Raw genomic sequence first — 22081 nt, forward strand, 5'->3', positions numbered from 1 at the left:
GCCGCCGTCCGGCGACGGGAGCAGGATCGCTCACAATGCCCCTCGTTTCGTGCTTCGACTCATCCGCAACAGGAGACACCATGCAACGCAGAACACTGATCGCCGCCGCTGCCCTCGCGAGCGCGCTGCTCGCCATCCACGGCGGCGCCCAGGCCCAGGCGTACCCGACCAAGCCGGTGCGGCTGGTCGTGCCCTTCGCGCCCGGCGGCACGACCGACATCATTGCCCGCGTGGTGGCCGAGAAGATCAACGGCCCGCTGGGCCAGACGATGATCGTCGAGAACAAGGCCGGCGGCGGCGGCTCGGTGGGCGCCAACGAGATCGCGAAGGCCGCCCCCGACGGCTACTCGCTCGGCGTGGCCACCGTGTCGACGACCGCGGCCAACCCGGCGATCAACGCGAAGATCCCGTACAACCCGATCACCGACTTCACGCCGATCATCAACGTGGCGGCCACGCCGAACGTGATCGCGGTGCACCCCAGCTTCCCGGCCAGGGACTTCGCCGGCTTCCTGGCCGAGCTGAAGAAGAACCCCGGCAAGTACTCGTTCAGCAGCTCGGGCACCGGCGGCATCGGCCACCTGCAGATGGAGCTGTTCAAGAGCCTCTCCAACACCTTCGTCACGCACATCCCCTACCGCGGTGCGGGCCCGGCGCTGAACGACACGATCGCCGGCCAGGTGCCGATGATCTTCGACAACCTGCCCTCCGCCCTGCCCTTCATCAAGGATGGCCGGCTGATCCCGATCGTCGTCGCGGCACCGACGCGCCTGGCCGTGCTGCCCAACGTGCCGACCTTCAAGGAGGTCGGCTTCGAGGGCGTCAACCGCATGGCGTTCTACGGCATCTACGGGCCGAAGGGCCTGCCCAGGGACATCGTCGACAAGGTGAGCGCTGCGGTGAAGAAGACGCTGGAAGACCCGGCGGTGAAGAAGCGCATCGAGGAGACCGGCTCGCTGCTGGTGGCGAACACGCCGGAGCAGTTCGCGGCCCAGATCGCGGCCGAGTACGAGGTGTACAAGAAGGTCGTCGCGCAGCAGAAACTCAAGCTGGATTGATTGAACGCCTCGCCTGAACTGACGGAAAGCCACGGCGCGATCGACCGCTTCATCGACGCGCTGTGGATCGAGGACGGCCTCGCGGCCAACTCGCTGGCGGCCTACCGTCGCGACCTGGCGCTGTACGCGCAGTGGCTCGCGAAAGAGCCGAAGAAGGCGCTGAACGCCAGCACCGAGACCGACCTGCGCGCCTACGCGGTGACGCAGGTCGCCGGCAAGGCCACCAGCGCGAACCGGCGCCTGGCGGTCTTCAGGCGCTACTTCCGCTGGGCGCTGCGCGAGCACCTGGTCGTCGCCGACCCGACGCTGAAGCTGCTGGCCGCGCGCCAGCCGCTGCGCGTGCCGAAGACGCTGAGCGAAGCCCAGGTCGAGGCGCTGCTGAAGGCGCCCGATGTCGACACGCCGCTCGGCCTGCGCGACCGCACGATGCTCGAACTGATGTATGCGAGCGGGCTGCGCGTGAGTGAACTGGTCACGCTGAAAGCCGTGCACCTCGGGCTCTCGGATGGCGCGCTGCGCGTCACCGGCAAGGGCTCGAAAGAGCGCATCGTGCCGTTCGGCGACGAGGCGCATGCGTGGCTGCGGCGCTACCTCGACGAGGCGCGCGCCGACATCCTGAAGGGCCAGGCGAGCGACGCCCTGTTCGTCACCGGCCGCGGCGGGCCGATGACACGGCAGATGTTCTGGCAGCTCGTCAAGAAGTACGCACTGCAGGCCGGCATCCATCCACCGCTGTCGCCGCACACGCTGCGCCACGCGTTCGCGACCCACCTGCTGAACCACGGCGCCGACCTGCGCGCGGTGCAGATGCTGCTGGGGCATGCGGACATCTCCACCACCACCATCTACACGCACGTCGCGCGGGAGCGGTTGAAGGCCCTTCACGCCGCCCACCACCCCCGCGGCTGACGCTACTTCACGATCACCAGGTACATGCTGATGCCCGCGTTGTTCAGCGGCCCCAGCGTCACCGTGCCGGCGTTGAGGCGCTTCCTGAAGATGCTGAACGCGCGGGTCGTGCCGCCCTCCGAGGTCGTCAGGTCGGTCCCGGTGTCGACCCAGCTGCTGTCGACCCACGACGGCAACGCGCCGCGGTTGTCGAACGCCAGGTAGACATCGGCCGCCGCGCTCAGCGAAAAGCTCGCGAGCGGCGTGCCGGTGTACGACTTCGACGCGTTGGCGGTGCGCACCCAGCGGCCGCCGGCCACCGCGACCGGCAGGCTGGCCACGGTGAACGTGCGGTCGCCATAGACGGTGTTGCCGACCTGCAGGTTGGACTGCACCGACCAGGCCGCCGAGTTGGCGCCATCGGACACCGCCAGGTTGCCGATCGTCGCGACCGGCGGCGTCGTGCCGCAGCCCGTCACGCGCGCGCCGCCCCAGTCCGCGTGGTCGTTGCCGACGCCGTCGCCCCCATCGGTGACCACCAGCCGCAGCGTGTTCTTGCCGGCCACGCTGACCAGCGCCTTCTTGCGGATCTCGCCACCGCGCGTGACGCCGCTGTCGTAGGCCAGCACGCCGTCCAGCCAGACCTGGAACACCACCGAGCCGTTGTTGCCGGCCTCGCCGTCGACGCCCAGGTCGCTCAGGAAGCTGCCGCTGCAGCTGCCGTTCAGCGCAAAGCTGATGTCCGACGGTGCATGCACCCCCAGCCCCTTCAGGTACGGCACCGACGCGAGCGTGATCGTCCGGCCGTCGGCCGCGCCCTGCTCGCCGTTGCTGCGGTCGACCTCGTACGGCCCCCAGCCGTTGGCGGGCGTGCCCACCACCGGCAGCTGGCTGACAGGCGTGCGCGGAATGATGTCGCGCGTCGCGGTCGCGGTGGCGCCGGACGAATCGCGCACCGTCAGCGTGATGCGCAGCCACATGTTGGCCTCGGTCGCCTCGAAGTCCGGCACCGTGAAGCTGCCGCTCGATGCGCCGCTGACCGGCGTCACGAACGAGTGCGCATGCGAGTCGTGCTGGAAATCGACCTTCCAGGTGAACGCGCTCGCCGGCAGCGTGCCGTCTTCCGGGTCGCTGCCGCTGCCGGAGTACGAGACCACGTCGCCGGTCGCGAAGCCCGCGCCGGCCGCCGGCGTCAGGATGGTCGCGGTCGGCGAGCGGTTGGTCGTGACCGTCAGCGTCGCCGCGTTCGACGTGACGCTGCCCGACGCGTTGGTGACCACCGCACGGAAGCTCGCGCCGGTGTCGTTGACCGTCGTCGTCGCGAGCGTGTAGCTGCTGGCAGTGGCGCCCGGGATGTTGGCGCCGTTGCGCTGCCACTGGTAGCTGGTCGCGCCATCGGCGCCGACGCTGAAGGTCGCCGCCGTGCCGACGTACACCGTGATGCTCTGCGGCTGCGCGGTGATGGCCGGGGCCTGGCTGCCGGTGTAGCTGATCTTGCTGACGGTGCCCGCGCCCGGCGCCGGCGTGCCGGTGCCCTGGTTGCGCGCCAGGTAGTACAGCGCGCCGCTCGGCGACACGCCGATGTTGGTCGGGTTGCCGATGCCGCTCGCGAAGTTGTTGATCACCGTCGGCGACGCGAGGCTCAGCGACTTGATGGTGCCGTTGCAGAAATCGGCGAAGAACAGCTGGCCCACGTAGCTCGCGGGGAAGCGGGCGGTGGCCGGGTTGTAGAACTGCGTGCCGGTGATCGAGCAGCCCACCGAGTGCGAGTAGGCGTAGATCGGGTTGATGTAAGAGGCATTGCTGCCGGTGCCCTCGACCGCCGGCCAGCCGTAGTTGCCGCCGGCCTGGCCGCGGTTGATCTCCTCCCAGCTGCCCTGGCCGACATCGCCGATCACGATCGCGCCGGTAGTCGGCTGGATGTCCAGCACGAACGGGTTGCGGAAGCCGAGCATGTAGTTGGCCTTGTATGCGCTCGCGTTGTTGAAGAACGGGTTGTCCGACGGGATGGTGCCGTCGGCGTTGATGCGCAGCACCTTGCCGAAGGCGCTCGCGAGGTTCTGCGAGTTCGAGGTGGCGACCGGCTGCGGGTTGTCCTCGTGGTTGCCGACCGCGACGTACAGCTTGCCGTCGGTGCCGAAGCGCATCGCGCCGCCCATGTGCCACTTGGTCGCGCTCGGGATGTCGGGCAGCTCGAAGACCACGCGTTCGCTGCCGGCCACCACGGTGTCGGCTGCCTCGGTGACGCGGATCACGCGGTTGCGCGAAACGCTGCCGACCACCGTCGAGCAGTAGAAGTAGACGTAGTGGTTGGTCGCGAACGCGGGATCGGGCACCACGCCCAGGCAGCCGCGCTCGTTGCTCGAGTCGACGTTGGCGAAGGCGTGGAAGTTGGCCGCCAGCATCGCGTCGTTCTTGATGATGCGCACGATGCCGTTCTGCTGCACCACCAGCACGCGGCCATCGGGCATCACCGCCATCGAGGTCGGGCTGGTGAGGCCGGTGGCAACCTGGGCGTCGACGAAGCCGGTCGGCACGCTGGCCGCCAGCGCGGGGCCGGCGAGCAGTGCACCGGCCGCGAGGGCGCCGCACAGGCGGCGCAGTCGGGTGAGAAGCTTCATGGGTTGCTCCCTGAGGTTCACTTGACGATGACGGTGTACATGCTCACGCCGGTGTTGTTCAGCGGCCCGAGCGAGACCGTCCCGGCCGGGAAGTTCTTGCGGTACAGCACGAAGGTGCGCCCCGGCGACTCGCTGTTGACGATCTGCAGCCCCGAGTTGGTCCAGCCGCTCATCCACGACGGCGCGCCCGTGCGGTTGTCGATGCCCACGTACACGTCGGCCGCCTGGCTGATCGTGAAGCTGGCCAGCGTCGCGCCGGTGTAGGCGCGCGACAGGTTGGCGCTGCGGATCCACGCCGATCCGGCCAGCGCTGCCGGCACGCTGGTGACGGTGTAGGTGCGGTCGCCGTACTGCAGGTTGCCGGCCTGCAGGTTCGACACCAGCGCCCAGCCGCCGGCGTTCGCGGTGTCGTTCACCGACAGGTTGCTCAGCACCACGCCGGCCGCGCCGTCGGTGCTGTCGTCGATCTGCAGCAGGTAGCTCACCAGCTGCTGGCGCTGCGCCGCCGTCAGGCTGCTGGCCGCGCCGTGCAGGCCGGCCGGGTTGGCGGTGGTCAGCACGTCCATCAGCGTCGCGGCCGAGCCGTCGTGCAGGTACGGCGCGCTGTCCCACACGCCGCGCAGCGTCGGCGTGTCGATGCCGGTCAGCGGGCCGCCCAGGCGCTTGCCCGACGAGGCCTTGATCGTGCCCACGTCATGCAGCACCCCGGTCGCGCTGTCGGTGAAATCGGCGCCCGAGTGGCAGCTGCTGCACTGGCCGGCGCCCTTGAAGATCGCCTGGCCGGCCACGCCGTCGGGCGTGAGCGTGCCGTCGGCATTGCGGTACGGGCTCGGGCCCACGGTGGCGAGCGAGCTCACGTAGGCCGCCAGCGCATCGAGCTCGGCGCTGACACCCGCCTTCGGGTTGCCGAGCGGCTGGTTGCGCGTGCCGGTGTTGAACTGCGCATCGGTCATGAAGCCGGTGCCGCCGAACGCGTTGCGGATGTCGTGCTCGAAGTCCTGGATCTCGTCGAAGTTCGCGCTCCAGTGCACCCGGCCCTGGCCGGTGCCGCGGCGCCCGTTCAGCACCGTGGTGTTGCGCAGGCCCTCGCCGCGGTCGGTGAAGTCCATCACGCGGCCGTCGTGCCCGCCGTCCTGGTGGCAGGTCGCGCACGAGATGTACTTGTCGCGGTTCATGCGCCGGTCGTCGGCGTTGTAGAAGAGCTGCTTGCCCTGGAACACCTGCGCCGGCAGCGGCTCGGACGAGACCGCCGCCACGTCGGTGATCTTGCTCGCGACGTTGCTGGTCGCGTTCAGGATGCCATTCACGTCGTACACGCCGACGTTGCGCGACATGAAGTTCTGCACGTACAGCCGCCCGTTCGGCGTCAGCAGCAGGCCGCGCGGCGCCCGGCCGACGTTGACGATGCCGGTGCTGAGCTGCCGCGTGTAGGCATCGACCACCTCGATCTGGTTGGTGCCCTGCGTCGAGACGAAGGCGTAGTCGCCGAGCGGGCTGAAGACCACCGCGTTCGCGAGCTCGCGGTCGTTCAGGTCGATGCGGTCGGCCAGCACCTCGGCATTGGTGTCGAGCGCGATCTGCGAGACGATGGTGCGCACCGTGCTCTCGAAGGTGAGCGCCTGGCCGTCGCGGAAGCTGCCGCGCAGCGTGTTGTCCTTCTTCGACGGGATCCAGGCGCGCTGGCCGTCGGGCTGGATCGCGATCGAGGTCAGGAAGTTCGGCACGCCGCGGCCGCTCGCCTCGGTGTCGGGGCCGGGGTCGGTCGCGAGCGCGAAGGTGCGGGTGACGGCCGTCAGCGCCGCGTTCACCTCGATCACCTCGCCGCGCGTGGCCGGCGAGAGGTAGCGGGTGACGAGCACGCGCGACGAATCGCCGCTCACCGCGATGCCGCGCGGCACCGCGCCGAGCGACAGCGTGGCCTGCACCGCGCCGGTGGTCGGGTGCAGCTTGACGACGCCCTGCGAGCCCGACAGCGACACGTAGGCGGCGGTGCCGGCAGGGTTGAAGACGATGCCGAACGGCCGCGAGCCGTTGCCGAGCGCGATCGATTGCACCAGGCCGCCGCTCGCCGGGTCGAGGATGCTGATGTCGCCCGAGCCGAAGTTGGCGACCCACAACCGGCCGTCCGGCGCGAACGCGAGCGTTTGCGGATTGGTGCCGACGCCGACCTCCAGCGCCCGCGTGTTGTTCGCGGTGTTGATCGCGCTGACGGTATTGCTGTCGGAGTTGACGACCCAGACGCGGCTGCGGCCGGCGTCGTACGCGATGGTGCCGGTGCTGCGCGGCGCGTTGGCGGTGGGCGGCGTGTGGATGGTCTGGTTGGCCGAGCAGGTGCTGGTCTGCGTGCCGCTGCGCACCGACAGGATCACCGGGTAGTGGCGCGGCGCGGTGTAGGTATGGGTGGCCGACGGCGTGGTCGAGAAGGCGGTGCTGCTGCCGTCACCGAAGCTCCACGAGTACTGCAGGCTGGCGCCGCTGGTGGACGCGGGTGCGAACGACTGGCTGCTGTTGACCAGGGCGGCCGTGCGCGGCGCGAGCGTGCAGGCCACGGCCGCGCTGCCGGCGGTCGTGAAGCGCGACGTAAACGCGGCGATCGCGTTGCCGTTGTCGTCCTTCATGCCGCCGGCGGGCACCACCACCTCGTAGGTGGTGCCGGGGAAGAGCGGCGCGTCGGGCGCGAAGTTCAGCACGCCGGACTGCCCGCTGTAGCGCCCGGGCAGGGCCGAGCCGCCGAGCGGGCGCACGATGAAGCTGGTGGCCGAGACGGTGCGCAGGTCGATGTGCGCGGTGGTGGTCAGGCCGATGCGGCTCGTCACCGGCATGCTGGCCGCGTTGTTCTTCGGCGAGACCATGTTGACACTCGGCGTCTGCGTCCACGGTGCCGCCTGGTGCGGCACGATCGCGCTGCCCGAGCCGTGGTCGTTGCCGATCAGCACCAGGTTGCCGAACACGGTGCCGAAGTCTTCGTCGCGGCCGGAGATGTTGGAGGTGCCGGTGCCGGCGGTCGCGCCGGTGGCGAGGTCGACCTTCGAGTACTTGACCGAGAAGCCGGAGTGCGCGTAGCCGCCCTGCACCGAGACGTAGCCGCCCTTGCCGCCCTGGTCGGCCGACACCGCGGTCTGCGTGAAGACGGCCGGGTTGCTGATGTCGAACACATGCAGCTTGTTGTCGGTGCCGGAGGTGATGATGCGCTCGCCGTTGAGGATGCCGCTGTACTGGCCGGGCGTGGTCGAGCTGGAGCCGATCAGGCGCGGGTTGACGGGATCGCTGATGTCGAGCGTCACCAGGCCGGCGCCGTCGGTGCTGGTCATCGCCAGCAGGTTGCCGACCGCGAAGGTCGGGCCGACGCGGAAGCCGCCCCAGGTGCTGGTCGGGATGGTCTTCACGTAGACCGGGTTGCGCGGATCGGCGGCGTTGACGATCAGCAGGCCGTTGCCCGAGCCGCCGACGTAGACGTAGGGCGCCTGCCAGAACGCCCACCAGGCGCCGAGCGCGTAGTCGGACTCCTGGATGCCGGGCAGCACCAGCTGGCTCAGCTGCACCGGCGCGAGCGGGTTCGTGAAGTCCCAGAACATGATGCCGTTGATGGTCTGCATCACCGCATGCTTGCCGCCGTTGGCGAAGCCGAAGCCGTGCGGCTCGCGCAGTGCGGTCACGTCGGTCTGCGACACCTTCACCGGCGAGCGCGGGTTGGAGATGTCGTAGAACGAGAAGCCGCCGCCCGACACGCCGGAGTCCTTGCCGAACGGCACGAACAGGTAGCCCTCGACCATCTGCACGGTGCCCTCGCCGCGCGCGCTGCCGCCGACGGCGCTGTGGATGACGGACAGCGGCTGGAAGACCTCGGAGGCGCTGTAGGTGAGGTTGGGCAGGCCCGGCCCGGCGGCGCTGGCGGTGCCGGCCGCGCACAGCGTGGCGGCGATCGGCAGCGTCCGGACGACACGAAGAATGCGCGCAGCCCAACGCGCGCGCCGAAGGTGCTTGAACATCGTTTGTCTCCATCAGTGGCCGCGCGCCGGTGGTCCGGTGCTGCGGATGCTGCGCAGAACGCCTGTTGAATGAACGTTCTACACAACAATATCAAAGAACATTTGTTCTTATATCAGCCATGGGGAGGGGTGTCAATCGGGGTCGGGATCAGGGACGCGGCCGGGCGCCCTTCGCACCCTTCCCCGCCTCCGCCAGCTGATGCCCCGCCCCCACCACCAGCGCCTGCGACAGGCACAGCGGCGCCACCAGCGAGCGGAACGGGCGGTCGGAGGCGAGGCCGAGCTCGAAACACACCGTCGCCGACGGCTTCAGCGGCGACAGCGCGCTGTCGGTGATCGCGATCACGCGCACGCCGCGGGCATGCACCGACGCAGCAGCATCGACGACCTCCTGCGAATAGCTGTGGAAGCTGGTCGCGATCAGCACCTCGCCGCGCTCCAGGTTGCGCAGCGATTCCTGCAGCATGCCGCCCACGCCGTCGAGCAGGTGCACCCGCAGGTCGAGCTGGCTCAGCGCATAGGCCAGGTAGCACGCGACCGGGAAGGCGCGCCGCTGCGCCAGCACATGCACGCGCGGTGCCGCGCACACCAGCTTGATCGCGGCCGTGAGGTCGGCCGCGCGCACGCTCTCCTCGAGCTGGCCGAGCTCGGACACCGCTTCGCCGACGAACTGGCTCAGCAGCCCCGCCCCCTTGGTCGCCGGCTGCCCCTGGCGGCGCTGCCGGTCGATGCGCTCGCGGTAGCTGCTCGAGCGCTCGACCAGGTGCCCGCGGAACACCTGCTGCATCTCGGAGAAGCCCTTGAACTCCAGCGCATTCGCGAAGCGGATCAGCGACGAGGGCTGCACCTTCGCCGATTCGGCCACCGCCGCCACCGTGCCCAGCGCCAACTCGTTCGGCTGGTCCAGCGCATAGCGCGCAATGCGTTGCAGCTGCTGCGGCAGCTCAGGGTAGGCCTGCTCGATGGCAGCCTTCAATTCGTCGTAACTGGTGGCCCGGGTCATCCATGAAACTTATCATGAACAAACGTTCTTTCTGATCCCACGCAACCACAATCATTCGACGCTCACTGCGTTGCCGTCAGACCRCCGTCCAGGTACAGCACCTGCCCTGTCACGAAGGCCGCCCCGGGCCCGCAGAAGAACACCGCGGCGCCCGCCACGTCCTGCGGCTCGGCGACACGCCCGAGCGGAATGCGCTGCAGGATGTGCTCGCGCGTCGCCGGGTTGTTCAGCCAGTGCGCGCCCATCTCGCCGCGCACCACCGTCGGCGCGATGCCGTTCACCGTGATGCCGTGCGCCGACAGCTCCACCGCATGCTGCTTGATCAGCATCACCAGCGCACCCTTGGTCGCGCAGTACGCCGAGTAGCCCCTGTCGCGCATGCCCAGTTGCGCGCGCACCGACAGCAGGTGCAGCTGCCGCCCCGGCGCGCGGCCGGCCGCGACGGCCTCGACCTGGTGCCGCCCTGCCGCCTGGGCGAGGAACATCGCCGCCTTCAGGTTGACCTGCACGACTTCGTCGAACGCGTCCTCGGTGACCTCGGCCAGCCGCTCCTCGCGCTGGATGCCGATGCAGTTGACCAGCAGGTCGAGCGCGCCGAAATGCCGCGCCACCGCATCGACCGACTCGCGCACGCTGTCGACCGAGTGCGCGTCCATCGCGAGGCCCAGCACGTCGCCGCCCTGCGCGCGCAGCGACGCGGCGAGGCTCTCGGCCTTGTCCGCGCTGCGCCCCGAGACCGCGACGCGCGCGCCGGCCCCCACCAGCGCGCGCGCGATCGCCTCCCCGATCCCCCCGTAGCCACCCGGCACGTAGGCCACGCGCCCCTGCAGGCCGAACAGGTCGGCCAGCGTCCCGCCGCTCGATGTCGTCGTCATCGCGTCAATCCATCAACAGGCCGCCGTTTTGATCGAGCACCTCGCCGGTGATGAACCCCGACAGCGGCGACGCGAGAAAGCTCACCGCATGCGCGAACTCCTCCGGCTCGCAGAAGCGGCCGACCGGGATCTGCTGCAGCAGCGCCTGCCGCTGCGCGTCGTTCAGCTGCTCGGTCACCATCGGCGTGCGCACGTAGGCCGGCGCGATCGCGTTCGCGGTGACGCCATGCGCCGCCAGCTCGCGCGCCAGCGAGAAGGTCAGCGCACTCATCGCGCCCTTCGACACCGAATACGCGGTACCCGCCGTCAGCCCGCCGGTCTTCGCGGCCAGCGAGCTGGTGTTGATGATGCGGCCCCAGCGCCGCGCCTTCATCGCCGGCACCACCGCCTGCGACCACAGCATCGCGCCGTCGAGGTTGGCGCCGAGCACGCGGTGCCATTCGGCAAGCGACGTGGCCTCGATCTTGTTGTTCGACAGCACGCCGGCGTTGTTGACCAGGATGTCGACCTCGCCGAAGCGCTCGCGCACCTGCCGGTGCGCCGCCGCCACCGACTCGGCCTGCGAGATGTCGCAGGCCACCGCCAGCACCTGCTCGCCGTGGCGCGCCACCAGCGCATCCATCGAGCCGAGCGCGATGTCGACCATCGCGACGCGGCAGCCGTCCTGCCGCAGCGCCTCCACCACCGCGCGGCCCATCGTGCCGCCGGCACCGGTGACCAGCGCGACCTTGCCTTCGAGAGTTGCCTTCATGGGTTCTTTCATGTGTCGAGCACGCTCTTCTTTCCAAACAGCCCGCGCGAGCGGAACGTGACGACGCCGATGAACAGCAGGTACATCGACATCAGCGACCATTCGGAGGCATACGCCCCCGTGAGACCGGTGACCAGCCCGACCAGCAGCCCGGCGATCACCGCGCCCCACAGCGAGCCGACGCCGCCGAGCACGATGATCAGGAAGGCCGGCACCACCGCATCCACGCCGACCTGCGGCCGGATGCCCCAGATCGGCGCCATCACGACGCCGGCCAGCGCCGCCAGCGCCACGCCGAGCGCGAACACCGCGGAGCGCAGCCGCGACAGGTTGATGCCGAGCGCACGCACCATCTCGCTGTCGTGCGCGCCGGCCTTGATGATCGCGCCGTACGGCGTGCGCTCCAGGAACAGCCACAGCGCCGCGATCGCGAGGATCGCGAAGCCGCTCGCGAACACACGGTAGCGCGAATAGATCAGGTCGCCCATCAGGAACGCCCCCGAGATCGCCTGCGGCAGCGGCATCTGCTGCTCGTTGCTGCCCCACACCAGGCGGATCAGCTCCTCGATCAGCAGCGCCGCGCCGAAGGTGAGCAGCAGCCCGTACAGCGGGTCGCGCCCGTAGGTGCGGCGCAGGCAGGCCTCGAGCACCAGCCCGACCAGCCCGACCACCAAGGGCGCCGCGAACAGCGCGATGCCGTAGCGCGTGCCCAGCGGCAGCGCCATGTAGGCCGCCTGCGCCTCGGGAAACCAGCCGAGCCTGGGCGCCAGCAGGAACAGCGCGACGTACATGCCGAGCGCGAACAGCGAGCCGTGCGCCAGGTTGATGGTTTCCATCACGCCGACGATCAGCATGAAGCCGAGCGCGATCAGCGCGAACAGCAGGCCCAGCGTGATGCCGTTGGCCAGGTGGGGAACGAGTGAGAGCAGCGTGTCCATGGTCTTTCGCGGTTCAGGTTTCGTACGAAGGCGTTGCTGCCAGCGGTTCGAGCTTGCAGGCGGGCGCGCTCTCGGCGTCCTGCACCTCTTCGGGCCGGATGCGCGCGAGGATGCGGAACAGGTCGTCGGGCTGGGTCGGCATCGAGTTGTAGGCGGCGACGTACACCGTCTGCTGCAGCTGGTGGGTGTGCGGGTTCATCCACGCGTCGAAATGCTGCATGCGCTCGGCGGCCGGCACGCGCAGGTTCTCCAGCTCGGCGATCAGCTTCAGGTTGTTGGTCGTGCCGGTGCGCTGGATCGCGCGCAGCAGCTCGCGCGTGGCCATGTAGCCGTTGAAGAACACGTTGCCGGGCACCTTCAGCCGGTATTCCGGATGGGCCTGCCGGTAGCGCGCGACGAACTCCGGCACGCCGGCCAGCCCGAGCCGCCAGTACCAGGTGGTGCCGAAGATGCCGAACAGCGCCTGCCGGCCGAGGCCGTAGACGTCCGGCCAGTCCTGCTGGTTGTTGATCCAGCCGACGCTGCGGTCCATGCCGGCTTCCTGCACCTGCTGGCGCAGCGTCTTCTGGTCGTCGCCGCCCACCGCGGTGGCCACCACGCCGGGGTTCAGCCGGCGCAGCCTGGCCAGCACCGGCGCGAAATCGCGCGTGCCCTGCGGCACCAGCAGCTCCTCGACGACCTGCCCGCCGTTGCCCTCGACGATGCGGCGGATGCCCTTGGCGGTGTTGTGGCCCCACAGGTAGTCGCTGGTCACCAGTGCCCACTGGCGGCCGAAACCGGTCATCGCGCCCTTCACCACCGAGGTCGAGAAGTTGGTGCCGTTGGCGTCCCAGACGAACTTGACGCGGTGGCATTCGGCACCGGCCTCGCTCGGCGAGCTGGAGTTGCTGTTGAAGTAGATGCAGCCGTACTTCTGCGCCACGCGCGACATCGCGCTCGCGACGCCCGAATGCACGCCGCCGATCAGGAACGCCACCTCCTGCTGGCGGATCATCTTCTCGGCCACGGCGACCGCGACCACCGGGTCGCCGGCGGTGTTCTCGTGCACCGTCTCGATGCGCCGGCCCAGCACGCCGCCGCGCTCGTTGAACTCGGCGATCGCCATGCGCATGCCGAGCTGCTCGTCCTGCCCGCTCGCGGCGTACTGCCCGCTGTCGTCGGTGGCCAGGCCGATCAGCAGCGGCTTCCTCTGCTTCGCCTGGGCCCACGCATGGTGGTGGGCCCAGGGTCCACTGAAGCCGGCGACGGCCGCAGCCCCGCCGAGCAGCATGCGCCTGCGAGCGTGCGTCATTGCTGGTACGAGGGCGTGGCGTCGTAGCTCTCGAGCTTGCAGGTCTTCTGCGCATCGGCATCGACGACCTCCTTCGGATCCACGTTCGACAGGATCTTGAAGATGTCGTCCTTCTCGGCCGGCGCCTCGTTGTAGCTCGCCATGTAGATGGTCTGCTGCACCTGGTGCGTCACTGGGTCCATCCACGCATCGAAGTGCTGCAGCCGGTCGCGCGCGGGCATCTTGCGGCCTTCCAGCTTCTTGATCACCGCGATGTTCTGGGTGGTGCCGGCCTCTTCCACGCAGCGCAGCAGTTCGCGCGTGGCCATGTAGCTGTTGTGATAGACGTTGCCCGGCACCTTGATCGCCATGCCGGGGAACTGCTTCTGGTAGGCCGCGACGAACTCCTTCACGCCCGGCAGGTCGAGGCGGTAGTACCAGGTGGTGCCGAACACGCCGAAGATCGATTCCGGACCGAGCCCGTACACGTCCGGCCAGTCCTGCTGGTTGTTGATCCAGGCCATGCTCTTCTGCAGGTTGAGCTGGATGACCTGCTGGCGCAGCGCCTTGATGTCGTCGCCGCCGATCGCGGTCGCCACCGCATTGGGCTTCAGCTGCTGCAGCTTCAGCAGGTACGACGAGAAGTCGCGGGTGTTCTGCGGCACCAGCAGCTCCTCGACGATCTTGCCGCCGTTGGCCTCGACGATCGCGCGCGTCGCCGCCGACGTGGTGCGGCCCCACACATAGTCGTTGGTCAGCAGCACCCAGTTCTTGCCATTCACCTTGATCGCGTTCTTGACGATCGCATGCGCGAAGTTCGTGCCGTTGCCGTCCCAGACGAACTTGACGCGGTGGCAGTCCTTGCCGGCCTCGGTCGGCGAGCTGGAGTTGGTGTTCAGGAAGATCGTGCCGTACTTCTGGGCGACCTGCGAGATCGCGTTCGCGACGCCCGAGTGCAGCGCGCCCACCAGGAAGGCCACCTCGTTGCGCGTGATCATGCGCTCCGCGATGCGCGAACCCGAGGCCGGCGTGGTCTCGGTGTCCATGTGCAGCGCCTCGATGCGCCGGCCGAGCACGCCGCCCTTGTCGTTGAACTCCTTGATCGCCATCATCGCGCCGAGCCGCTCCTCGCCGCCGCTCGCGCCGTACTGGCCGGAGGCGTCCATCGTCAGGCCGATGACCAGCGGCTTGGCCGTGGCCGCCTGGGCCCAGACGCGGTTGTGCGCCCACGGGCCGAAGAAGGCCGCCGGCGCGGCGGCCGCCACGGCGCCCGCCTTCAGCAGGCTGCGCCTTCCGGTGTCAGGTGCGCTGACATCAGGTGCGCCGGCATCGATCGCTTGAACTTCTTTCGTCGACTTGTCCATGCTTGTCTCCAGGGTTGTTGTGGTGGGTCCGCGCCGGTTGTCGGGCGCAGAAAAAATCAGCGCGGAATGATCTGCACGTTGTTCAGCTTCTCCTGGGCCTCCAGCAGCGACGCGATGAACTTGTCGCCCAGGCCCAGGTTGCCGGCCTGCACGAAGCTCTGGTGCGCCGCCTCGGCGACGAAGCTCGTCGTCGGCAGCATCTCGGTCAGGTGGGTGTAGTAGCGCAGGTCCTTCTGCGCATTGCCGATCGCGAACTTCAGCCCGGTCAGGTCGCCCTGCAGCGTCTTGCCCAGCATCATCTGGAAGATGCCGGAGTTGACGCCGCCGGCCGAGATCACGTCGAACAGCTTCTGCAGCGACAGCCCGCTCTTCGCGGCCGTGGCCACCGCCTCGGCGATGGCCGCCGCGGTGGTCATCGCGAGCATGTTGTTGATCAGCTTCAGCACATGGCCGTGCCCCGGCGGGCCGACGTGGAAGATGTTCTCGCAGAACGCCGCGAGCACCGGCCGCACGCGCTCGAAGTCGGCCGGCTCGGCGCCGACCATCGTGTTCAGCCGGCCCTCCTCGGCCTCCTTCGGCGTGCGCGCGAGCGGCGCATCGATGAAGGCGACGCCGCGGGCCGCGAAATCGGCGCGGATGCGCGCGGTCGAGGCCGGCTCGGCGGTCGAGGTGTCGATCACCGTCAGGCCCTTGCCGGCCGCGGCCAGCAGCCCCTGGTTGCCGTAGACGATCTCCTCGACCTGCGGCGAGCCGGTGACGCAGATGATGACCACGTCGCTGGTCTCCGCCACCGCCGCACGGCTCGGCTGCTCGGTCGCGCCGGCATCGAGAAGGTCCTGCAGGTTGGCGCGGTTGCGGTGCACCACGAAGCTCACGCCGAAGCCCTTGGCGAGCAGGTTCTTCGCCATGCCGTGGCCCATCATGCCGAGGCCGATGAAGCCCACCTTGGTCTTGCTTGCTGTCGTCATGTCGTTCTCTCCTGGTGAGTTGGTGTTCAGTGCGATGTTCAGAAATTCGTGACGAGCGTTGCGCTGCCGGCTTCGGCCCGCGCCTCGGTCCAGAACTCGATCAGCCGCCGGTAGCTCGCCGCCACCTGCTCGATGACGGCCGCATCGTCCAGCGTGCCGGCGAACCAGCCGTGCGCCGCTTCGGCGAACAGCGAGCGGCCGACCGCGAAGCCCTTGCACAGCGGCCGTGCGGCGGCCGTGCGGAAGCCTTCGCGCAGCGCCTGCTCGCTCGCCTCCATGCCGAGCAGCAGCACGCCGCGGCACAGCGGGTCGTTCGACGCGATCACGTCCTCGATGTGGCGCCACGCCGCCTCGCTGGCGGGCGGGGGCAGCTTCCACCAGTCGGGTTGGATGCCGGCTGCATAGAACTGGCGCAGCGCGCGCGCCAGCGTCTCGTCGTCGGTGGCCATGCCGCGCGGCGGGATCACCTCCAGCAGCAGCTCGTGGCCGGTGGCGTTGCAGGCCTGGGCCAGCAGGCCGACGCTCGCGACCTGCTGCGCCGCGAGCCCGGCCTCGTCGTCGGGGTGGTGGTACACGAGGCACTTGACGACGTGCTCCTGCGGCCAGGTGCGCAGCGCCAGGCCGACGTTGCAGCCGTCCTCGAAATCCAGCGGCCGGGAGCCGGGCAGTTCGACCGGCCGTGCGACCCACAGCCCGACACCGGTCAGCGGCGGCAGGATCTGCTCGCCGAAGCGGCCATCGAGGATCACGCCGGCCTCGGGGAAGGCCTGGCCCGGGTGGCGCAGCGGGTGCGCCGCGCGTGCCGCCGCATGGCCCTGCGCCGCGGCGCGCGCGACCAGCGCCTTGAACTGCGGAATGCGCTCGCGCGGCGCGCCGTGCTTGGCGGCGATCTCCTCGAACTGCGAGCGGTGGTCGAAGGCCAGCACCGCGAGGCCGGGCCATTGGCGGTGGCGGGTCGACGCGCGGTGCAGCTGCTCCAGCTTCGCGTCCTCGCGCAGCCGCTGGTGGCGCGAGCCGTGCGCGAGGAAATGGCTCAGCTCGACCCAGCTCGGCATGGCCGGCGCGCAGCCATGGCGAGACACGACGATCGCGCCACAGGCATTCGCATAGCGCAGCGCCTGCGGCAGCGGCTCGTCGCGCACCCAGCCGCGCAGCAGCCCGGCCATGAAGGCATCGCCGGCACCCAGCACGTTGAACACCTCGACCGGGAAGCCCGGGCCGGCGACGCCGTCGTCGAGCCGCGCGGGAATCGCGCCGTCGTAGGCGACGCAGCCCATCGGCCCGCGCTTCATCACGATCAGCGCGGGCGTCAGCGCGCGGATGCGGCGCAGCGCCGTGGCGCTGTCGTCGCTGCCGCCGGCAATGTGCACCTCTTCCTCGGTGCCGACCACCAGGTCGCACAGCGGCAGGATCTCCTGCAGCTGCGCGCTGACGTGGGCCGACGCGATGTAGCGCTGCTCGCCGAGGCCCGGCGCCGTCAGGCCCCACAGCACCGGGCGGTAGTCGATGTCGAGCACGACGCGCGTGCCGGCCGCGCGCGCGGCACGCATCGCCGCGAGGCAGGCGGCCCGCGTGCCGGGGCGCGACAGGTGGGTGCCCGAGATCAGCAGCGCGCGGGCGCCGGCGATCACGGCCGGGTCGACATCGTCCTCGCACAGGCCCATGTCGGCGCAGTTGTCGCGGTAGAACACCAGCGGAAAGGTGTCGCGGTCACGCAGGCCGAGGAAGACCAGCGCGGTCAGCCGCGACGGATCGGTCTTCAGCTGCGACACGTCGACGCCCTCGGCGGCCAGCGTCTCGCGCACGAAGCGGCCGTTGTGCTCATCGCCGACGCGGCTCAGCATCGCGCAGCGCAGCCCGAGCCGCGACGCCCCCACCGCGGTGTTGGCCGGCGAGCCGCCGAGGTACTTCGCGAAGGTCTGCACGTCCTCCAGGCGCGCACCGAGCTGTTCGCCGTACAGGTCGACGGYGGCCCGCCCGACGCAGACCAGGTCCAGCGCGCGGGCCGTTGGCGGGGCGGAATCTCTGACACTCATGCAGCATCTCCATTCAAATGACGGGGTCGGGTGCGGGGGCGGGCCGCCAATTCGGCGAGCCGGTGCCCGGTGGTGACGACGATGGCCTGCGCCAGGCACAGCGGCGCGACGAGCGAGCGGAACACCTGGTCGGACGCGAGGCCGAGCTCGAAGCAGACGCTCGCCGAACGCTTCAGCGGCGACAGCGCGCTGTCGGTGATCGCGATCACCGGCACGCCGGCCTGCTGCGCGGCCTCGGCGGCATCGATCACGTCGCGCGAGTAGCTGTGGAAGCTGGTGACCACCAGCACCTCGTCGCGCGCGATGTTGCGCAACGATTCGCGCAGCATGCCGCCCAGGCCTTCGAGCAGGTAGGCCTTGAGCTCCAGCTGGCTCAGCGCATAGGCGAGGTAACAGGCGACCGGGAACGCGCGCCGCTGCGCCAGCACGTGCACGCGGCGCGCGGCGCACAGCAGCTGCACGGCGGCCTTCACGTCGGCCGCGCGCACGCTGTCTTCGAGGTGGCCGAGTTCGYCGATCGCCTCGGCCACGTACTGGTTCAGGAAGCCGCCGCTGGCCGCGCCGTCGCCGCTGCGGCGCTGCTGGTTGATGCGCTCGCGGTAGCTGCCGGAGCGCTCGACCAGGTGGCCGCGGAACACCTGCTGCATCTGCGAGAAACCGTTGAAGCCCAGCGCGTTGGCGAAGCGGATCAGCGACGACGGCTGCACCTGCGCCGCCTCGGCGATCACCGCCACCGTGCCGAGCGCGAGCTCGTTCGGGCGCTCCAGCGCGAAGCGCGCGATGCGCTGCAGCTGCGCCGGAAGCTCCGGGTAGGCGCGCGAGATCGCATCCTTCAATTCGTCGTAGCTGGAGATGGGACTCATGAGGCTGAACTGTCTAGGGGGAAGCACTGACCCGCAATAGGAACAAACATTCTTGCGCTCGGAAACTGTAGAACATATATTCCGGCGAGTCCACAGTTCATTGCCCAGCGTTCCAACATGCTCAGCACCACACGACACGCGCCGCTCGCCCCGCTACCCCTCCTGATCACGGTGGCGGTGCTCGCCAGCACGCCGCTGTGGTTGAGCCAGGTCGGGCTCTACCAGTACCTGGCGCTGGAAATCATGATCTGGATGCTGTTCGCGCTCGGCCACAACCTGCTGCTCGGCTACGGCGGGCTGCCGTCGTTCGGGCACGGCGCGTACTTCGGCATCGGCGCGTACGCGTTCGGGCTGCTGCAGCTGCGCGGCGGTGCCGGGCTGGTGCTGGGCGTGCTCGGCGCGGTGCTCATCGCGGCACTGGCGGGCGCCCTGGTCGGCGCGTTCATCTCGCACCGGCGCGGCATCTACTACGCGCTGCTGACGATCGCGTTCGGGCAGCTGGCCTGGTTCATCGCCGGCAAGTGGCACACGGTGACGGGCGGCGAGGACGGGCTGCTGAACATCAGGCGGCCCGACCTGTCGCTCGGTTTCGTCGACATCTCGCTGAAGAGCAACGAGGCCTTCTTCTACTTCGCGCTGGTGGTGTTCGCGCTGGTGCTGGCGGCGCTGTGGCGGCTGGTGCATTCGCCGTTCGGCCGCATCCTGCGCGCGATCAAGCAGAACGAGATGCGCGCCGCGTTCGTCGGCCACCCGGTGTGGCTCTACAAGTGGCTGGCCTTCATCATCTCGACGGCGGTGGCCGGGCTGGCCGGTGCGCTGTTCGCGATGGCGCAGCAATCGGCCTACCCGAACGTGATGAGCCTGCACAACTCCGGCTTCGTCGTGATGATGGTGCTGATCGGCGGCGGCCTGGTGAGCTTCTGGGGGCCGGTGATCGGCGCGCTGGTGTTCATCCTGACGAGAGACCTGCTGGGCGCCTACACCGAGACCTGGCTGCTCTGGTACGGGCTGCTGTTCATCCTGGTCGTGCTGTTCCAGCCGGACGGCGTGGCCGGTGCGTGGCAATCGTGGCGCGCGCGCTGCGCGGCCCGCAAGCACACGCCGCCGCAGCCCAACGCGACGCTCGCCACTCCGAAGGAGACCTGACCCGTGGCCCTGTTCGAAGCCCATCAACTGCACAAGCGCTTCGGCGACCAGGTGGTGCTGGAAAGCATCACGCTGGCCTTCGAGGAGAAGCAGCTCACCGGGATCATGGGTCCCAACGGTGCCGGCAAGACGACCTGCTTCAACGTGCTGACCGGCCGCTACACGCCCGACCGCGGCAGCGTGCGCTTTGCCGGCGAGGACATCACCGGCCTGTCGCCGCGGCAGATCGCGCGGCGCGGGCTGTCGCGCTCGTTCCAGATCATGAACCTGTTCGACGAGGAGACCACGCTCGACAACGTGCTGGTCGCGCTGCCGGCGGTGCGCGAGCAGGGCCTGTCGATGTGGCGCGACCTCGGCCGCTTCAGCCGCGGCCGTGCGCTGGCGATGGCGGTGCTCGACCGCGTCGGGCTGGCGGCCAAGGCCTCGGCGATGGCCGGCGCGCTGTCGTACGGCGAGCGGCGCGCGCTGGAGATCGGCGTCGCGCTCGCGACCGACCCGCGGCTGCTGTTCCTCGACGAGCCGACCGCCGGGCTGGGCGCCGAAGGCACCGCGCGCGTGGCCGAACTCATCGCGCAGCTCAAGCGCGAGCTGACGATCGTGATCATCGAGCACGACATGCGCTTCCTGTTCGGCCTGGCCGACAAGATCAACGTGATCCATTGGGGCCAGGTGATCGCCGAGGGCACGCCGGCGCAGCTGCGCGACAACCCGTGGGTGCAACGCTCGAACCTGGGGACCTTGTCATGAGCGCCGTCCTGAAACCGCAACCCACGCAACAGCCAGCGATCCTCGAGATCCACGGCATCGAGACCTTCTACGCCGAGACGCAGGCGCTGTTCGGCGTGTCGCTGAGCATCGCGCCGGGCGAGGTGGTGTCGCTGCTCGGGCCGAACGGCGCCGGCAAGACGACGACGCTGCGCTCGATCCTCGGGCTCACGCCGCCGAAGCGCGGCAGCGTGCGCTTCGACGGCGCCGACATCACCCATGTGCCGACGCACCGCATCGCCGGCATGGGCGTCGGCTGGGTACCGGACGACCGGCGCATCTTCCCGACGCTGACGGTGGCGCGCAACCTCGCCATCGCGCGCAAGAAGACGCGCTTCCGGGCGTGGAGCGAGAAGGAGTGCTTCGAGATCTTCTCGGCGATGGAGTACCTGATGGGCCGCGAGTGCGAGAACCTGTCGGGTGGCGAGATGCAGATGGTGGCGATCTCGCGCGCGCTGATCGGCTCGCCGGGGCTGGTGCTGTTCGACGAGCCGAGCCAGGGCCTCGCGCCGAAGGTGGTGCAGGACGTGATGGCGACCGTCACGCGGCTGAAGCGGGAGGGGGTGGCGGTGCTGCTGGTGGAGCAGAACGTCGAGAGTGCGCTGGCGGTGTCGGACCGCGCGTACGTGATGCACCAGGGCCGCATCGTGCACGAGGGCAGCGCCGCGGCGCTGCGCGGCGATGCGGCGCTGCAACGCAAGCTGCTGGGAGTCTGACGAGATGGCTGCACCGATTCTTCATGTCGATGGCCTGCGCAAGCAGTACCGGCGCGGCTGGCCGGACCGGCAGACGACGTTCTCGCTGGAGGCCGACTTCCAGGTCGACGGCCCCGGCATCATCGGCGTGATGGGCGCCAACGGCGCCGGCAAGACGACGATGTTCGAGCTGATCACCGGCGGCAACGCGCCGAGCGGCGGGCGGGTGATGGTGGCGGGGCAGGACATCCACAAGGTGCGGTATCGCGAGCGCGACCGGCTGGCCTTGCACTACCACCAGTCGTACCAGGTGCGCTCGTTCAAGCGCGACCGGCCGAACTTCATACTGGAGCATGCGGGCGCGGAGCGTGCGGTGGTGCACCTGTTCGACGAGCCGCAGTTCAACACGCAGGACGGCTACATCGGCTTCATGCTGGAGTTCTTCCGCAAGCTGCGCAACCACGGCAAGCTGGTGTTCCTGTGCCTGCACCCGAACGAGCCGGTGCACATGGAGATCCTGGCCGACATCTGCGAGCGCTACATCTTCGTGCACAAGGACGAGAGCCGGGTCAGCCGGCTGATGCATGCGACGACGATGGGGGAGTTGTGCATGCAGGCGAGCGTGCGGAACTACCTCGGGAGGCTGGCGCCGGTTTCTGCCTGATGGGCGTTGGTGCGGAAGGCGCGTGTGGGGAGGCTGTGGCGCGCCGTCGGGTGCGGTCATCACCCCTGGCGGGGCGCTGACTGCCCTGCGCTGACTGGTTTCAAGGCCCGTCGTCGAAACTCCCTCCACTCACTTCGTTCGTTGTGGTCAAACAGTCGACGACAGTCAGTTCACGATCGCGCTTCGC

At 69.5% G+C, this 22081-nt stretch carries 17 protein-coding genes; 6 read left to right on the plus strand and 11 right to left on the minus strand.

Features of this window, described 5'->3' with window-relative positions:
• Window positions 1-80 precede the first annotated feature (80 nt).
• Both AC1D1T_RS08010 and xerD read left to right on the plus strand, forming a co-directional pair.
• Window positions 81-1058 (plus strand): tripartite tricarboxylate transporter substrate binding protein BugE, encoded by a 978-nt coding sequence (locus tag AC1D1T_RS08010; RefSeq protein WP_047506185.1) that lies wholly within the window; start codon window positions 81-83, stop codon window positions 1056-1058.
• Complete coding sequence (gene xerD / locus AC1D1T_RS08015; protein WP_477828946.1) at window positions 1059-1967, plus strand: site-specific tyrosine recombinase XerD; 909 nt, start codon at window positions 1059-1061, stop codon at window positions 1965-1967.
• Between the two features lie 2 nt (window positions 1968-1969).
• On the opposite strand, the gene AC1D1T_RS08020 is transcribed toward xerD, so the two are convergent.
• The 11 genes from AC1D1T_RS08020 to AC1D1T_RS08070 all read right to left on the minus strand — a co-directional run bounded on the left by AC1D1T_RS08020 (window position 1970) and on the right by AC1D1T_RS08070 (window position 18624).
• Window positions 1970-4567: a PQQ-dependent sugar dehydrogenase gene (locus AC1D1T_RS08020; RefSeq protein WP_477991733.1), complete on the minus strand. Its 2598-nt coding sequence runs from the start codon at window positions 4565-4567 to the stop codon at window positions 1970-1972.
• A gap of 17 nt (window positions 4568-4584) precedes the next feature.
• Complete coding sequence (locus AC1D1T_RS08025) at window positions 4585-8556, minus strand: Ig-like domain-containing protein (RefSeq protein ID WP_477840723.1); 3972 nt, start codon at window positions 8554-8556, stop codon at window positions 4585-4587.
• Between the two features lie 148 nt (window positions 8557-8704).
• Complete coding sequence (locus AC1D1T_RS08030) at window positions 8705-9559, minus strand: MurR/RpiR family transcriptional regulator (RefSeq protein ID WP_477840725.1); 855 nt, start codon at window positions 9557-9559, stop codon at window positions 8705-8707.
• A 62-nt stretch (window positions 9560-9621) separates the two neighbouring features.
• A complete protein-coding gene (locus tag AC1D1T_RS08035; protein ID WP_477991734.1) occupies window positions 9622-10434 on the minus strand; it encodes an SDR family NAD(P)-dependent oxidoreductase in 813 nt (270 codons plus the stop codon).
• 4 nt (window positions 10435-10438) lie between these two features.
• The gene (locus AC1D1T_RS08040) at window positions 10439-11185 is read right to left on the minus strand and encodes an SDR family NAD(P)-dependent oxidoreductase (protein WP_465113366.1); all 747 of its coding nucleotides are present in this window, start codon (window positions 11183-11185) and stop codon (window positions 10439-10441) included.
• Between the two features lie 8 nt (window positions 11186-11193).
• Complete coding sequence (locus AC1D1T_RS08045; RefSeq protein WP_047506173.1) at window positions 11194-12123, minus strand: branched-chain amino acid ABC transporter permease; 930 nt, start codon at window positions 12121-12123, stop codon at window positions 11194-11196.
• A 13-nt stretch (window positions 12124-12136) separates the two neighbouring features.
• Window positions 12137-13414 carry an ABC transporter substrate-binding protein gene (locus tag AC1D1T_RS08050; protein WP_477825548.1) on the minus strand — a complete coding sequence of 426 codons (1278 nt, stop codon included), beginning with the start codon at window positions 13412-13414 and terminating at the stop codon, window positions 12137-12139.
• On the minus strand, window positions 13411-14757 hold the full coding sequence (locus AC1D1T_RS08055; RefSeq protein WP_477991735.1) for an ABC transporter substrate-binding protein: 1347 nt from the start codon (window positions 14755-14757) through the stop codon (window positions 13411-13413). Before AC1D1T_RS08055 ends, AC1D1T_RS08050 begins: the two co-directional genes overlap by 4 nt.
• A gap of 56 nt (window positions 14758-14813) precedes the next feature.
• A complete protein-coding gene (locus tag AC1D1T_RS08060) occupies window positions 14814-15818 on the minus strand; it encodes an NAD(P)-dependent oxidoreductase (protein ID WP_477825553.1) in 1005 nt (334 codons plus the stop codon).
• Window positions 15764-17761 carry a bifunctional 5-dehydro-2-deoxygluconokinase/5-dehydro-2-deoxyphosphogluconate aldolase gene (locus tag AC1D1T_RS08065; RefSeq protein ID WP_477991736.1) on the minus strand — a complete coding sequence of 666 codons (1998 nt, stop codon included), beginning with the start codon at window positions 17759-17761 and terminating at the stop codon, window positions 15764-15766. The genes AC1D1T_RS08060 and AC1D1T_RS08065 overlap by 55 nt, the downstream gene beginning before the upstream one ends.
• Window positions 17758-18624 (minus strand): MurR/RpiR family transcriptional regulator, encoded by an 867-nt coding sequence (locus AC1D1T_RS08070; protein WP_477991737.1) that lies wholly within the window; start codon window positions 18622-18624, stop codon window positions 17758-17760. The genes AC1D1T_RS08065 and AC1D1T_RS08070 overlap by 4 nt, the downstream gene beginning before the upstream one ends.
• Window positions 18625-18741: 117 nt before the next feature.
• On the opposite strand from AC1D1T_RS08070, the gene AC1D1T_RS08075 reads away from it, so the two are divergent.
• The 4 genes from AC1D1T_RS08075 to AC1D1T_RS08090 are packed head-to-tail and all read left to right on the plus strand — an operon-like array spanning window position 18742 to window position 21894.
• Window positions 18742-19770: a branched-chain amino acid ABC transporter permease gene (locus AC1D1T_RS08075; RefSeq protein ID WP_465113362.1), complete on the plus strand. Its 1029-nt coding sequence runs from the start codon at window positions 18742-18744 to the stop codon at window positions 19768-19770.
• 3 nt (window positions 19771-19773) lie between these two features.
• On the plus strand, window positions 19774-20517 hold the full coding sequence (locus AC1D1T_RS08080; RefSeq protein WP_047506165.1) for an ABC transporter ATP-binding protein: 744 nt from the start codon (window positions 19774-19776) through the stop codon (window positions 20515-20517).
• A complete protein-coding gene (locus tag AC1D1T_RS08085; RefSeq protein WP_052211912.1) occupies window positions 20514-21251 on the plus strand; it encodes an ABC transporter ATP-binding protein in 738 nt (245 codons plus the stop codon). The genes AC1D1T_RS08080 and AC1D1T_RS08085 overlap by 4 nt, the downstream gene beginning before the upstream one ends.
• Window positions 21252-21255: 4 nt before the next feature.
• On the plus strand, window positions 21256-21894 hold the full coding sequence (locus AC1D1T_RS08090; protein WP_477991738.1) for an ATP-binding cassette domain-containing protein: 639 nt from the start codon (window positions 21256-21258) through the stop codon (window positions 21892-21894).
• Window positions 21895-22081: the final 187 nt, after the last annotated feature.

It is taken from the genome of Rhizobacter sp. P2_H3 (assembly GCF_056403355.1).